This is a genomic window from Streptomyces milbemycinicus, assembly GCF_002154605.1.
GTDB lineage: Bacteria > Actinomycetota > Actinomycetes > Streptomycetales > Streptomycetaceae > Streptomyces > Streptomyces milbemycinicus.
This window is the reverse complement of sequence record NZ_MUNE01000452.1, coordinates 1-14,546: the sequence shown is the minus strand read 5'-3', so window position 1 is coordinate 14,546 and position 14,546 is coordinate 1. Positions and strand designations below refer to the sequence as shown.

The 14,546-nt window shown below is 70.1% G+C and carries 12 protein-coding genes and 1 pseudogene; 10 read left to right on the top strand and 3 right to left on the bottom strand.

Features of this window, described 5'->3' with window-relative positions; genetic code table 11:
- Positions 1-254 precede the first annotated feature (254 nt).
- Positions 255-1,103, top strand: a complete 849-nt coding sequence (locus CCN51_RS32920) for a DUF6461 domain-containing protein (RefSeq protein ID WP_043486053.1) — start codon at positions 255-257, stop codon at positions 1,101-1,103.
- 235 nt (positions 1,104-1,338) lie between these two features.
- Here CCN51_RS32920 and CCN51_RS32915 read toward each other — a convergent pair whose 3' ends face one another.
- Positions 1,339-2,118, bottom strand: a complete 780-nt coding sequence (locus CCN51_RS32915; protein ID WP_014173248.1) for a class I SAM-dependent methyltransferase — start codon at positions 2,116-2,118, stop codon at positions 1,339-1,341.
- 266 nt (positions 2,119-2,384) lie between these two features.
- Here CCN51_RS32915 and CCN51_RS32910 point away from each other — a divergent pair, with 266 nt between their 5' ends.
- Positions 2,385-3,296, top strand: coding sequence for a phosphotransferase family protein (locus CCN51_RS32910; protein ID WP_014173247.1), 912 nt, complete (start codon positions 2,385-2,387; stop codon positions 3,294-3,296).
- A 260-nt stretch (positions 3,297-3,556) separates the two neighbouring features.
- On the opposite strand, the gene CCN51_RS32905 is transcribed toward CCN51_RS32910, so the two are convergent.
- Positions 3,557-4,462, bottom strand: a complete 906-nt coding sequence (locus CCN51_RS32905) for an AraC family transcriptional regulator (RefSeq protein WP_043486049.1) — start codon at positions 4,460-4,462, stop codon at positions 3,557-3,559.
- 119 nt (positions 4,463-4,581) lie between these two features.
- On the opposite strand from CCN51_RS32905, the gene CCN51_RS32900 reads away from it, so the two are divergent.
- The 3 genes from CCN51_RS32900 to CCN51_RS32890 all read left to right on the top strand — a co-directional run bounded on the left by CCN51_RS32900 (position 4,582) and on the right by CCN51_RS32890 (position 10,282).
- Positions 4,582-5,412: an alpha/beta fold hydrolase gene (locus CCN51_RS32900; RefSeq protein ID WP_014173245.1), complete on the top strand. Its 831-nt coding sequence runs from the start codon at positions 4,582-4,584 to the stop codon at positions 5,410-5,412.
- 18 nt (positions 5,413-5,430) lie between these two features.
- Complete coding sequence (locus CCN51_RS32895; protein ID WP_014173244.1) at positions 5,431-6,693, top strand: FAD-dependent monooxygenase; 1,263 nt, start codon at positions 5,431-5,433, stop codon at positions 6,691-6,693.
- 97 nt (positions 6,694-6,790) lie between these two features.
- A complete protein-coding gene (locus CCN51_RS32890) occupies positions 6,791-10,282 on the top strand; it encodes a DUF4132 domain-containing protein (RefSeq protein WP_106436289.1) in 3,492 nt (1,163 codons plus the stop codon).
- 234 nt (positions 10,283-10,516) lie between these two features.
- On the opposite strand, the pseudogene CCN51_RS60200 reads toward CCN51_RS32890, so the two are convergent.
- A pseudogene (locus CCN51_RS60200) lies at positions 10,517-10,756 on the bottom strand (MmyB family transcriptional regulator); the annotation flags it as partial.
- A gap of 184 nt (positions 10,757-10,940) precedes the next feature.
- Between CCN51_RS60200 and CCN51_RS32880 the strand changes: the two are divergent.
- From CCN51_RS32880 to CCN51_RS32865, 5 genes are all read left to right on the top strand, one after another.
- A complete protein-coding gene (locus CCN51_RS32880) occupies positions 10,941-11,738 on the top strand; it encodes a GNAT family N-acetyltransferase (protein WP_014173240.1) in 798 nt (265 codons plus the stop codon).
- Between the two features lie 82 nt (positions 11,739-11,820).
- Positions 11,821-12,336, top strand: coding sequence for a site-specific integrase (locus CCN51_RS58120; protein ID WP_238545261.1), 516 nt, complete (start codon positions 11,821-11,823; stop codon positions 12,334-12,336).
- Positions 12,303-13,046: a phosphotransferase gene (locus CCN51_RS32875; RefSeq protein ID WP_238545576.1), complete on the top strand. Its 744-nt coding sequence runs from the start codon at positions 12,303-12,305 to the stop codon at positions 13,044-13,046. The genes CCN51_RS58120 and CCN51_RS32875 overlap by 34 nt, the downstream gene beginning before the upstream one ends.
- Before the next feature lie 195 nt (positions 13,047-13,241).
- A complete protein-coding gene (locus tag CCN51_RS32870; RefSeq protein WP_014173238.1) occupies positions 13,242-14,120 on the top strand; it encodes a LysR family transcriptional regulator in 879 nt (292 codons plus the stop codon).
- A 77-nt stretch (positions 14,121-14,197) separates the two neighbouring features.
- Positions 14,198-14,546: isocitrate/isopropylmalate family dehydrogenase (locus CCN51_RS32865; RefSeq protein WP_245881720.1), on the top strand; the 349-nt coding region annotated here is incomplete at its 3' end.

Genomic DNA, 14,546 nt, shown 5'->3' with positions numbered 1-14,546 from the left:
AGAGCGCCTCGTGGCGCACTGAATCTTCTCAAGCACCCACTGCCTGCCCGCGACCGCGCCATCTGTCGGCAGTGCCGAGTAGTCCTCGTCGGGGATGGGGGTGATGTCGTCGGCGTGGACACTGATCGGTGTGGGTGCTCCCATGGTCTTGGTGGTGCCGTCGGTTGCTTCGTGTCTGGCGGGGAGCGTCGCGGGGCCGTCCTAAAGTCATCACGAACAGGCAGGGGCCTGCTTGTGACCCAAGGGGAGGGCACGTGTGCGACGGTATTCAGTGGATGGTCGGCGCGACGACAAGTTCCGGCTGGATGTTGGATGTGCACTTCGCCCGCGGCATCGACGCCGAGGAACTGGCGCTTCGTATGGGGGCGCTGCGCGGGGCGAGGGCGGAATCGATGACCGACGGCGAGATGGCCGACCTTGACGTCGACGCCTACCCCAACCGTGGGCCGAGGAGCGCCGTGGCCCGCATCGGCGAGCATGCCGGCTGGACGTTCGCCATCACATACGGCCCCTATCTCGACCGGTTGGAAGAGGTCTCACGCGACGGTGTGGAAGCCGTCCACTACCACTTCAACTCGGAGCATCCGCCCACCATCGTCTTGTACGCGCGCGACGGCCGCACCGTCTGCGGATTCGGGCTGTGCGAGGAGGGCCACCGCTATGGTCAGGAGCCCGATCTGCTCTTGCCCGACCTTGTGGCCGCCGGAATTCTGCACCCTGACGGAGAGACCCACTGCGATCCCGATATCGATGACTACGACGAGCGCAAGCGCCTCGGCCTCGCCATCTTCGAGGAGCGCTTCGGCCTCTCCCTGCCCCGCGCCGTACTCGCCGAGGACTCCCTTCCCGTGTACGCGATCATGGGTTCCCCGGCTCCCGACTTCGAGGAAATCTCAGCGTGGGCCGCAGCCAACGGCAGACCTCGCCCCAGCGAACGCCTGCGCCTGATCCCGGCCGGCCTGCGCAGCGACTACGAGCGGGCCACCAACCCCCAGCGGTGGGAAAGCCGGACACGCCGTGTGAGCGTCGGCCGGGGTGCCGCAATTGGTACGTTCCACACCAGCGGGGTCCTGAATGACCCAGCCCGTCAAACGGAGCGGTAGATGTCATCTCGCGAGCCTCGTCCCCATCTGGAGCGGAACCATCCTGTTTCAGGCAGGCCGTGCGGGGATCAGCCCAGACCGAGTCCGGGGTGTTGTGCAGAACCTGGGCGCCTTGCACGGGTGCCAAGGGTTCGGGAAGGGCGGCAGCCCGAATACACGCCCGACCGTGCGCCGGCGTGGGCCACATCCCCGATCACAGGATCCCGTCAGCAGAAGGAGGTTGTCGACGTGATCTTCACAGCCGCCGGACGCGTAGCACGCCGGTCAGCATCGGGAGAGTGAACTCGCCGCGGGCGGTCTCCGGTCTACTGGCGAGGAATGCGCGGATCCGGCCCAGCGTGGCTTCTTGTTCCTGTTCTGGCATGACCAGCACCCCGGCGCGCGTCGCGATGGTCCCGACGAGAGAGTCGGCGGTGCGGCGCTGCCCGTGCGGGAACGCGGCCTGCTCCGGCGAGCCGAACCGGGCGGCCACACCAGCCTCGGGAAGGTGCATATCAGCCGTCTCGGCGCGCCAGCCAGCGGGCGTGTCACGCGGGCCGATGGCCGCGCTCCCGCTGACCCGCGCGAGTCCGGCAACCCACTCGACCTGGTCGTCCATGAGGTTCCACAGGCCGGCCAGGATGCCGCTGGGCGCGAGGACCCTGGCGATCTCGGGTCCCGCGACGGCCATGTCGAACCAGTGCATGGCGTTGCCGGCCAGCACGGCATCGACAGAAGCGTCCGGCAGCGGTATCGCCTCGGCGCTACCCGGCAGGGCACGGACCTCCGGCAGTGAGCGGCGCAGCTCGGTCAGCATCCCCGGATCGGGCTCGACCGCGATGACCTCGGCACCCAGTGCGACCAGCGTCGCGGTCAGCTTGCCGGTCCCGGCGCCGAGGTCGAGCACGCGCGGGCCGGGCGCGGGTTCAAGCGCCCAGCGCACCGCGGCCTGCGCGTAGTCCGGACGGTGCTCGGCGTATGCGACCGCCGCCGCGCCGAACGACGAGGCGTGAAGTAGCCGTTCGTTCTGATCCATACGGTGACGCTATTGGTGCTGCTGGCGGTCGGCCACCCCGCCTCACCACCCCGCCTCACCACTTCGGCGACGGCAACCCGATAGCCCAGCCTCCCGTGTCGCCGTCGGCGGGGCGTCAGTCTCTTTGCGCGGGAGATGACAGGAATGAGCAGCACGGCCATCGCCTCCGATGAAAGCTTTTGCGCGTGCCGCCGTCCGGATGATGAGGTGGCACGGTGATCGACCACGATGAGGCAGCGGCTGTCCGACCGTTGACACTGGCTTGGGTGAGGCGGCATCTGGAGGCCGGCGAACGGATCGTCGGCATCGAGGCGCTGCATGGCGGCATCACTGCCGAAATGCGGAGGCTGACCATCGGCACGCGGGACGGAGGCACCCGTGACCTGGTGCTGCGGAGCTTCGTCGACCCGTTCTTCGTGGGGCACGCCGAGGACTGGCTGAACAGGGAGACCGGCGCCCTGACCCTGCTCACGGGGACCGACGTGCCGGCTCCTGGACTGGTCGCGGTTGATCCGACCGCCGCGCATTGCGAGTATCCATCGCTCCTTATGACACATCTGACGGGCCGGACGGTCCTCGACGATGAGGCATTGGAGATGCGCGTCCTTCTGCTGGCCCGTCAACTCGTCGCGATCCACGCGTTGCGACCCGCCGAGCGCCCCCGAAAGTATGTGGCGTTGACGACCGCCGACACCGTCGTCATTCCGAAGGGCACCGACGCGGCGGCATGGGCCGCGGCGATCGAGGTGATCCGCAAGCCCGCGCCGCCGTATGAAGGGCGATTCCTGCACCGGGATTTCCACCCCGGCAACGTGCTGTTCGATGTGGAGCACCCAGGGCCGGCAGGTGCCCGGATCACCGGCGTCGTCGACTGGGCAGGGACCTCCTGGGGCCCGGCGGATCTCGATGTGGCGCACTGTTCCACCAATCTCGCGTTGCTGCACGGCCCGGTGTGGGGTCTGCGGTTCGCTGAGGCGTATGAGGAGGCCGGCGGGGTGCTGGCCGCGGCCGCGAGCGAGCGGTTGTACTGGCGGGTGCGGGACGGGCTGGCGTTCTCAGAGGAAGTGCGGTTGGTGGCGCAGCCATGGCGGGAGGCGGGGAGGGCAGAGCTGACGACGCAGGCCGTGGAGGAGCGGCTGGATGCCTATGTCACCGCCCTGATGGACGCGCTGGGCTGAGCCACCGCGGCTTGACCGCAACGCTCCACTGATCGGCAAGGATTTCGTTCCCCCGCTCTCGGTGCCGTTGGCGTCATGTGCCCTTCCGGTGGTTTTGGCTTCCGGCCGGATCGGCGGCCGTCGCAGGGAGGGCGGCTTCTGCGAGATGGCCCAGCGCTGGGATGTGTCCGGACGAGACGTTTCGAACGACGGTGCGGGCGGCCCAGGGGCCGGTGGTCAGGATGCCCAGGGCGAGCACGGCCAGCTGACCGCGGCCACGTTCACAGTGGTAGCCGTCTCACTTCCGGTCGGCGCCCGAGCCGGAGATCCCTGGAGACGTGAGGCTTTGCGGGTGTTCCGCGGCTGGGCCATGCCATGTCGTCAACGGCGAGAAACGGCTCGTCCGCCACGGTCGCGGGGGTTGCCCCGGTGAACGCCATGACGTCCCGATGCAGGTGGGACTGGTCGGCATAGCCCGCGTCGGCCGCGACTTGGGCCGCGCCTTCACCCGCGACCAGGCGGTGGGCGGCATGGTCGAAGCGGACCAGTTTCACGGCGCGCTTGGGCGGCAGGCCGAGCTGCGACCGGAACCGGGACCACAGCCGCTTACGGCTCCACCCGACCTCGGCCGCGAGTCCGTCGACCCGGGCCAGGCCACGGCTGACGACGATCCGGTGCCAGGCCCAGGCCACCTCCGGGTCCACCGGCGGCCCCGCCTCATGCCGGCGGGCGAGCAGCGCGTCCGTCAACGCGAAGCGACCCTGCCACGACGAGGCATCGCCGAGTTGCTCGCGGATCCGTGACGCCTCCCGGCCCCACAGGTCGCCCAGGGACACGACGGCCCCGTCGAGGACGGCGGGGGAGGCGCCCAGAACCGCGCGTGCGATCACCGGGGACAGGCGCACTTGTACGCACTCGACGTTCTCTCCCCACGCCCGGACCGCGCCTCCGGACCCGAGCCCGGGCCCGGCGACGAGGCTTCCCCGTTGCTGCCGCCCGGCAGCGTAGTCAAGGACGGGTGAACCGGCGCCGAACTCCAGGAGCAGTGTCACGGCCGGGTGCGGGACCATCCGGAGCGCGTCCAGGTCACGGACGCGGAACCCGGCCATGGTGACACCGGCCACCCGGCTGGGCCGCCGTGGGCACGTGACGCCCCACGCGGCCCCACCGTGCTCGAACGTCCGCATCAACCCATGCTACGTGAGCCGGTTGAGGGGAACATTCGTCCAATCCACCGGCGCGTACCGGCGGGGACAGTGGGCTCATGACTGTTTCTGACGGCGGTCCGCATATGAGCGGTCCGTATATGAACTGCGGCGCCGAGGCCACCGAGAGTTCGACCCTGCCGCTGGACGACGGCGACATCCACGTGTGCCAGGACGGCCCCCGCGACGCCCCCGCACTCCTGCTCATCCACGGGTCCGCATCCTCGGCCCGCTCGTGGGACCCGATGGTTCCGCTGCTGACCGGATCTCACCGCGTCATCCGGATCGACCTGCTCGGGCACGGCCGGTCGGCCAAACCGGCCGACCGCAGCTACGGGATCCCGGACCAGGCACGCCGGGTCGGCGCGGCACTGGACCGGCTCGGCGTCGAGCACTCTGTGGTCGTCGGTCATTCCAGCGGTGGCGCGGTCGCCACCGCCCTCGCCGAACAGCGGCCCGACCTTGTGACCGCGCTCGCGCTCGTCAACACCGGCCCCAGCCTGGACGCCTTCATCGCACCGGAGTCCGCCGTAACCGGCCCCTCTCAGTGGCCGCCGACCGATGAGCAGCTCCGCCGGCTCGCGAGCTCTGGTTTCAGCCGCGCGGGCTACCAGATCCCGGAAGAGCTCCTGGATGAGGTGCGCGCCATGACCTACTACACGTTCACCACGACGATGCGGGCCACCCGCTCCTACCTGGAGCAGCGGGCGCTGCCGGATCGGCTGAAGGTCCTGGGCAAGCCGCTACTGGTGATCTTCGGCGAGGACGACCGCAGATGGCGATCCTCATCCGCCTCCGACTACCGCGCCGTTCCGGGCGCGAAGGTCGAGTTGCTGCCCGGTCTCGGGCACTCGCCCCTGCTCGAGGATCCGCCGCGGACCGCGACCCCCCTGCTGGCCTTCACCGCGATCCACGTCGTACGGGTGGACTGAATGAAAAGGACAGGTGCCATGCGGATTCTCGTCTCCGGCGCCAGCGTCGCCGGTCCGGTCCTGGCCTACTGGCTCACCAGGCACGGCTTCTCCGTCACTGTCGTCGAGCGCGCGCCGGCTCTGCGCAGGACCGGCGGCCACGCGGTCGACCTGTTCCGGCCCGCGATGAACATCTCGGAGGAGATGGGCGTGCTCCCGCGCGTCGAGGAGCGGGCCACCGGCACGAACCGGATGACCGTCTACCGGGAGGGCTCACGGCGTCCCGTCCGGGTGGACCTGTCCAAGGTCTTCAGTGCCACCTCCGACCGGCACGTCGAGATCATGCGCGACGACCTGAGCGAGATCTACTACGACGCCGCACGCGACGACGTCGAGTACGTCTTCGGCGACTCGATCACCGCGATCTCGCCCGACGGCGAGGTGCGGTTCGAAAACGCCGCGCCGCGCCGCTTCGACCTCGTCGTCGGCGCGGACGGACTGCACTCCAACGTGCGCCGCCTCGTCTTCGGTGAGGAGTCCCGCTTCAACACCTTCATCGGGGCCTACCTCGGGGTGCTGGCCCTGCCGAACCTATCCGGCCTCGACGGCGAGTTGCTCATCCACGTCGGGGTCGGCCGCACTGCCGGCATGTACGGCGCGCGGCACCTCGGTGACGCGCGGGCGTTGTTCCTGTTCCGGAGCGAGCGTGAGCTCGACTACCACCACCACGACGTGCCCCGGCAGAAGGAGTTGCTGCGCGGTGCGTTCGCCGGTATGCACCCCGACGTGGACCGGTGGCTGGACGAGCTCGACCGCACTCCGGGCTTCTACTTCGACTCGATCACCCAGCTCCGCATGGACACCTGGTCGCGTGGAAGGGTGACGCTCGTCGGCGACGCGGGCTACTGCCCCGGTCCGGCCGTCGGCGGCAGCACCACCCTGGCCGTCGTCGGCGCGTACGTCCTCGCCGGGGAGCTGGCACGGGCAGGCGGCGACCACGAGCGCGCCTTCCCCGCCTACGAGCGCGCGCTGGCGGAGCACGTGCGCGGCAGCCGCGCGGTCGCGCTGAGCGCGGCGAAGACCCTGATCCCCACGTCCCGCCTCGGCGTGTGGGGACTGGCCCAGGGCGCCCGCCTGATCTCCGCCCTGCCCGCGGGCCCCAGCCGCGCCCTCGTCCGCCTCACCACCAAGAGCGCACGCCTGTACAACTCCATGACCGTCGACAACTACCCGCCATCGCCCGCCGTATCAGCAGGGCCCCCGGCGTCTCGGTGCAGGGCTGCCGACGGCCGTTGTCAGTGACCGGATCTACTGTGAGGCCCATCTTGCCCGAGTCAGGGGCGAGTTCATCACAGGGGCGCGGGCCCGGGGTCGGCGCGGGTATGAGGAAGGGGCGGCCATGCGACGCTGGGAGCCGACTGACGGGGAAGAAGACAGCCCGACCATGCCGGACGCCGGGGACACCGGACATGCCGAAGACGCCGCGGCGGCACCCGACGAGGACTCCTTCACGCTGCCCGCCGCCTGGCGGCAGAGCCTCCGCCCGCGCTGGGGCGGCATCACCCGGTACACGCACGCCCCCCACGAGTCGGCTCTCGACTCCTGGGACAGGCGGCTCGCGGCGGCGAAGGAGGAGTGGACCGGCACGGTCCTGGGCGGGGCCGTCCCGGGTATCGCCCCTGAGCCGGCAGCCGCCGCACGCCGCTATCTGGAGGGGACGGCGGATCCGGTCGGCGCCGCGGTCCTGGCGGTGGTCACCGACCGCGGGAAGTTGCTGTACGACCACGTCGCCGACGCCTGGCATCTGCGGCACGGGCGGGTCTTCGCGGCCCGTGCCACGGTGGAGCTGTTCGAGCTCGACCGCGAGGACAACCTGGGCAGCACCACCAGGCCGGCCGTCCTGCCCGAGGGCGATTCGCCGCAGCAGCTGTGGTTGCGCCGGGGCGCCGCCGACCGGGTGCGGACGCTGCTGTCGATGGCCGATGAGGGCCAGTACCGCGAGGTGGTGGCGGCGCTGGCCGCGCACCGCGGCGGTGCGCGGCGCCGGATTGTGGTGTCGTATCTGGTCCCGGGTGAGACCGGCTGGGTCGCGGAGTGCTGCGCCGACCCGGGGGAGAGCGGCCGGGAGGACCGTGTCGTACGTGCCATGCTGTTCGAGTCGCTGAACGACGAGGAGCAACTGCGCGCTCTGCTGCGGGCGGGCGGCGTGTCCGCCTACGACGGCAGGCTCGCCACCGCGGCCACCGTCGCCGAGGGCGTCGGCCCGGCCGTCGCCGCGCTGATCGCCGAGATCTGGCGGCACCGTACGCCTTCCTACGGGGCATCGGCGGAAGAACAGGCGGGCATCCTGGCGGAGCTGCCGACGGACGAGGCGTTCGAGCTGCTGATGGCCCACGCGGACGACAAACAGGTGCGTCCGGCGCTGCTGGAGGCGGTGCGCCGGTATCCGGTGCGCGCGGCCCGCCTGCTGGCCGGCCGGGCGGCGCCCGCCCCGGGCCGCAACTCCTTCCTGCTGGGCCAGTTGCTGACCGCGCATGTCGCCACGCACGGTGAGCTGCTGGAGCCGCGGCTCGCACAGTTCCCGCCCAAGGCCGCCGAGGTGGTGCGGGAGCTGCTGCACCCGGCCGCCGCCGACGCCCCCGCCGATGCGCTGCCCGAGCTGCTGGTGAGCCCACCGTGGACAGGCAGGCGGACGGCGCCGAAGCCGAGAACCGTCAAGGGGCTCGTCGCCGGGGAGGAGACCCGCATGCTGTGGCAGCCCGGCGAGCGCGAGGCATGGGCCGGCGCCGTCGAGGAGCCCAGGCGGCGGGTGCGGCGCCGGCAGAACGAGCCGTATCCCGACGTCCGAACCGTGTGCGAGCAGTTCACGGACCTCGACAACTATCGTCTGGCCGCCCTGTTCGCCGACGGCCCGGACACGTACCGCCCGCTGCTGGCGCAGTGGACGCCCGAGCACATGTGGGAGCTCGTCAAAGAGCTGAAGCCGGTGGCCGCCCGATGGGCGGAGGACGCGCTGCCGCCGCTGCTGCACGCCGCGGCGCGGCAGCCCGCTGTGGCCGGCGGGCTGCTCCTGCCCTATCGGCAGCTGGAGGTCGCGCGGCTGATGGCCGACTGGTTCGTGCGGCTGAAGTCCGCCGCGGCCACGACCCGCGCCTGGTTCGCCCGGCACGGCGCGGACGCCGCCGCGCTGCTGGTGCCCGACGCGGCCGGTCCGGCGGGCGCCGCCCGCCACAGCGCCGAGCACGCGCTGCGGGCCATCGCCGCCACGCACGGCAAGGACGCCGTACTCGACGCGGCGGCCGGTCACGGTCCCGAGGCGGTCGCGGTTGTCCGTGACCTGCTGTCGGCCGATCGTCTGGAGCTCGCGCTGCCGTCGAGGATGCCGGAGCCCGCCGCCTGGGCGGCCCCCCGGTTACTGCCGCGAGTGCTGCTGCGTGAGCGGACCTCGGCGCTGCCGGCCGAGTCCGTGCGCCATCTGCTCACCATGCTGGCGATCTCCCGGCCGGGTGCGGTCTATACGGGCGTGGAGGTGGTGAAGGAGGCGTGCGATCCCGAATCGCTGGCCGCCTTCGCCTGGTCCCTGTTCGAGCAGTGGCGGCTGTCCGGGATGCCGGCCAAGGAAAGCTGGGCGCTGCATGCCCTGGGGTGGCTCGGCGACGACGACACGGTGCGCCGACTGGCACCGGTCCTGCGGAACTGGCCCGGCGAGGGAGCACACCAGCGGGCCGTGGAGGGCCTGGACGTGCTGGCGGCCATCGGCAGCGACGTCGCCCTGATGCATCTGCACGGGGTGTCCGAGCGGGTGAAGTTCAAGGCGCTCAAGACGCGCGCCAAGGAGAAGATCGAGCAGGTGGCGGCTGATCTGGGGCTGTCCGGCGAGGAACTCGCCGACCGGCTGGTGCCGGACTTCGGGCTGGACGCCGACGGCTCGACCGTCGTGGACTACGGGCCCCGGCGCTTCACCGTGGGCTTCGACGAGCAATTGCGGCCGTACTTCCTGGACCAGGACGGCAAGCGGCGCAAGGACTTGCCCAAGCCGGGTGCCCACGACGACGCCGAGCTGGCGCCGGCGGAACGCAAGCGGTTCATGGCGCTGAAGAAGGATGTGCGGACGGTGGCCTCGGACCAGGTGCGCCGGCTGGAGGGCGCGATGGTCGCGGGCCGCAGCTGGACGACCGGTGAGTTCCGCGAGCTGTTCGTCTCCCATCCCCTGCTGTGGCATCTGGTGCGGCGGCTGGTGTGGCTGTGCATCCCGGCCCGGGCTTCGGAGAGGGCTCTGTACGAGACCCCGGCCATCAGCGGCGCCGGTGCGGCGACGGCGGTGACGGCGGTGACGGCGTTCCGGGTGGCGGAGGACCGCACCTTCGCCGACGTACGGGACGAGGAGTTCTCGTTGCCCAACGACGCCTCGGTGCGCCCGGCGCACCCGCTCCACCTCGGCGAGGAGCTGACGGAGTGGGAGGAACTCTTCGCCGACCACGGGATCCTGCAGCCTTTCCCGCAGCTCGGCCGCGCCGTGCACCGGCTCACGGACGACGAGGCGGCCCGCGACCGGTTGGAGCGGTTCGAGAACATCACCGTGCCGACCGCCAAACTGCTCGGCCTGGAGCGGCGCGGCTGGGAGCGCGACGAGCCGATGTTCGCGGGTGTGCAGTGCTGGCTGTCCAAGCAAGTGGCGAAGGACCGCTGGATCATCGTCAGTCCGTCGGAGGGGTTCACGCTCGGCGCCGTCGACGTCTCCACCGAGCAGTCGCTGGAATTCATCGGGCTGTCCGAGCAGCCCAGTGCGTGGGACCCGCCCGGGGAGCCGTCCAGGCTCGCCTTCGCCGAACTCGACCCGGTGACCGCGTCCGAGCTGCTCGCCGACCTGACGGAGCTGGTGGCCCGGTGACGACGACGCGCCACACGGCACGGCACCACACGGCACCACACGGCACGGCACGGCTCGGCACGGGGATGGCGAAGCGCTGCGGGATACGCGGACCGGGGGCGGGCAGGTCACCCGTGGTGTAGCAGGGGAAAGCCTTTGAGGATCTGCTGGGGCGTCGGGGGCGCTCCAGCTGGCGAGAAGGGCGAGGGCTTGCGCGGAGGCGGAGCCGGGTTCTGCGGTGTACACGCACAGGGTTTCGTCCGGGTCGGCCGGGAAGGCCAGCGTCTCGTGGCGCAGAGTGAATTCGCCGACCACGGGGTGGTGGAAGTGCTGCGTGCCGTGGACGCACTGGGCCACCCGATGGCTGTCCCACCAGTCGCTGAACTCCGGCACTTTGACGACGGCCTCGCCGATGAGTTCGTTGAGCAGGGCGTCGTCGGGGTGGCGTCCGGCATCCAGCCCGCAGGTCGGCAGCGACGGCCGACCGCGTGACACGCCTTCCAACACCCCGAACCAAAACGATCGGATTCTGCAGTTCGGCAACCATCCCGGTCTCCGCCGTCACTCGCGTTGGCTCACGGAGATGTCGGCGAGAATCGAGAGCACGTGGAAGGCCATGTCGGCGGTGAACAGGAGAAACTCAATTGCGAGGCCGCCCGCCTCATGCTGGAGTGGGCGGATGGATCACGAAGAAGTGCTCGCCCTGTTCGACCGCCAGATGAGGCGCGACGCGCAGCCCGACGGTCCCGGAGCCCGCGTCGAGCGTGACGGCGACGTCGTGCGGCACGTCGGCGCGGATCACGACTGGAACGGCGTCCTCTGGTCGGACCTCGACGATGCTACGGCGGATGCGGCGATCGCGGCGCAGGTGCGCTACTTCGGCACGCTGGGGCGCGAGTTCGAGTGGAAGGCATACGCCCACGACCGGCCCGGCGATCTCGGGAGGCGACTGCGGTCGGCCGGGTTCACAGCCGAGCCCGAGGAAGCGGTGATGGTCGCCCGGGTCCAGGATCTGCCGACCGACATCGCGCTGCCCGAGGGCGTCCGCCTGCTCCCGGTTACCGACCCGGCAGGAGTGGATCTCGTAGTGGACGTCCACGAGCAGGCCTTTGGCACCAGCGGTGCCAGTTTGCGGCAGCGGCTGCTCACTCAACTGGCCCAGAACTCGGAAACGGTCAGCATGGTCGTTGCGATGGCCGGCGACCTGCCCGTCTGCTCAGCGCGGATGGAGCTGAACCCGGCCACGGAGTTCGCGGGCCTTTGGGGCGGCGGCACTGTGGCTGCCTGGCGAGGCCGGGGTATCTACCGGGCCCTGGTTGCCCATCGCGCCCGGATCGCCGCCGACCTCGGCTACCGCTACCTTCAGGTCGACGCGACCGACCAAAGCCGTCCCATCCTGCAACGACTCGGGTTCGCCATTCTGAGTACCACGGCTCCATACGTCTACCAGCCCCAGCACAACGACCGTGAAGCGTAACGCGGTAGCGCGGCCATCGGGCACACCCGGTGAACCTCCGATGCCGGGGTGGCAAACGCCGCCTCCGAACCTCGCCGGCTCAATGACGACACGCACGCATCCGCACACGGCCTCTGCGGACACAAGCCATTTCTTCGTCACCGACGCCATCATGAACGGCCTGCCACCGTATATCGCCCAGGTGATCTGCGGACACAGGAGCGTCGACACGACAATCGGATACAAGGCGGTCTACCCCGCCGAGACGTTCGAGGCGGTCCAACGGGCACGGCTGGCCGACATCCGCGACAACCTGCTCGCCGTGATCCCGGCGTTCCACAAACATGCTGGCCTTGACGAGAAGTTCAGAGAATCGATCAACGCCAATGACTTTGCTCGGCAGAGAGAACGCGTCGACTCATGCAGGGATGATCGGCCGGTGAATTCTTCTCCGCAGAGGTGGGCGAGGGCCGAGTGGCTCGATGCCGAGCGGATGATTGAAGCCCTGTATTCGCAGACGGGTGTTCGTCTGACGGTACAGGGCCCGTGTCCAGGTGGGCAGGTGGGCAGGTGGGTGCCGCCTACGTGCAGTGGGCCGACGGCCGCCGGTCGATCCTGAAGTGGCGACCACACAGCACGCTTGCGGACATACAAGCAGGACCGCTCAGCGTGGCCGACATTCTTCGGTCCGCGGGATACCCCGCGCCGGCCACCGAGTTGGCGGTCCAGATCGACCATGCGGTGGTCGTTGTGCAAGAGCTCCTGCCCGGCGCGAAGATCGACGATCTGGACCACCGTGGTCTGGAGCACGCCCTCGAACTCAACCGGTTGCAGACCGGTCGACTCGCCGACCGCCTGGATATTCCTCCGGTCGGCCTGCATCTGAGTGAGGACGGTTCCGGCTACTGCCTGCACGAACCTCTGCGCCGGCACAACCGTCGCAGTGCCGCCCTCGAACGCTGGATCACCGCAGTTGGGGAGGACAACCCTGACCAGCTCGTCGGATACGACGCAGTGCACTACGACTTCCATCCTGGCAACATGTTGGCCGCTGGCGGTGCGATCACTGGCATCGTCGACTGGGATGGCGCCGGGCGAGGTGATCGCCGATTCGACCTGGTCACATTGCGCTTCGGCATCCACGCGAAGACCTGCGAACCGGGTATCTCCAAACGGCTTGATGACGTCCTCGATGCTGTGCCTGGCGATCTCCTCCGACTCGCTTGGGCCCATATGAGCCTGCGCATGGTCGACTGGGCCATCCGGCACTTTGCTCCAGCCGATGTCGAGCACTGGCTCGACCTGGCCGAACAACGCGCCTACCAGTGAGCTCCGGAGCCTGCATCCGCTGTTCCATGCTCCACCCCGACCTCGCGGCTCGCCGGACGCAGTTCTACAGCGACCCTCCCCTGATCTGCGTGATGTGGCATGGCCCGGCGGGCGATCCGGCCCGCTCGTGCGTGAGAGGCTGCGCACGCACAGTGGCGGATCACCTGGTCGCCAGGTGCGGAGTGGAGGAGGCCCGTGGATATCCGGCAGTTGGAGTACTTCCTGGCGGTCGTCGACCAGGGTGGGTTCAACCGGGCCGCTTCGGCGCTGTACGTGTCGCAGCCGTCGTTGTCGCAGGCCGTGCGGGTGCTGGAGCGTGATCTGGGTACGGAGCTGTTCCACCGGATCGGGCGCCGGGCGGTGTTGACGGAGGCGGGCCGGGCGCTCATCGAGCCGGCCCGTGAGGCGGTACGGAGTCTGGAGACGGCGCGGGCGAGCGTGGCGGCGGTGCATGAACTGAGTGAGGGGCGACTGGATGTTGCGGCGATGCCGTCGCAGGCGGTCGAGCCGCTGACGACGCTGATCCGGTCCTTCGCCGAGCGGTATCCCGGCGTGGCGGTGGCGGTGAAGGCTGCCTTCACCACCCGCGATGTCATCGACGCGGTGCGGACCGGGGCGGTGGAGCTGGGTCTGCTGGCTTCCGCCGGCCCGGTGCCGGACAAGGAGGTCCGCTCGTATGTGCTGGGTGAGCAGCGGTTCGTGCTGGTGGCTGCGCCGGGTTCCTTCCCCGGCCGGCAGGTGGTGCGCAGTGAGGAGTTGGCGGGTCAGCGGCTGATCGTGGGGCAGCCGGGGACCGGGATGCGGGCGTACGTCGATTCCCTGCGGGATCAGGGCATCGGCTTCACCGTGGCGGCCGAGACCGAGCACCGGGTTGCCCTGCTGCCCCTGGTGCTGGCCGGGGTCGGGCTCGCGGTGGTGACGGAGTCCTGGCGGGAGATCGCCCGGCAGACGGGGGCCGATGTCCTGGACATCGAACCCGCGACCGCGCTGCAGGTCTCGCTCGTCAGCCGCCGTGGCGTCCTGTCGCCGGCCGCCGCGGCCTTCTGGACGACGGCGGTCCCCTCCAGCCCCTGACATATAGGCATCGGTTATAAGGCAGATCCGGATTGCGTCTTGGACGCCCTGCCGGCTGCCTTGCTGGAATCGACGGCATGACGAACCACCGTATTGCCCTGATTCCCGGTGACGGCATCGGCGCCGAGGTGCTGCCGCCCGCGCAGCAGGTCCTCGACGTCCTGGGCCGCCGTCACGGCTTCACCCTGTCGTACACGTCGTACGACGACTGGTCCTGCGAGCGGTATCTGCGGGAGGGCGCGATGATGCCCGCCGACGGCATCGACCAGCTCCGCGACAAGGACGCGATCCTGCTGGGCGCGGTGGGCTACCCGGGGGTGCCCGACCATGTCTCGCTGTGGGGCCTGCTGATCCCCATCCGGCGCAGCTTCCGCCAGTACGTCAACCTCCGGCCCATCCGCGTCTTCGAGGGCATCGACAGCCCGG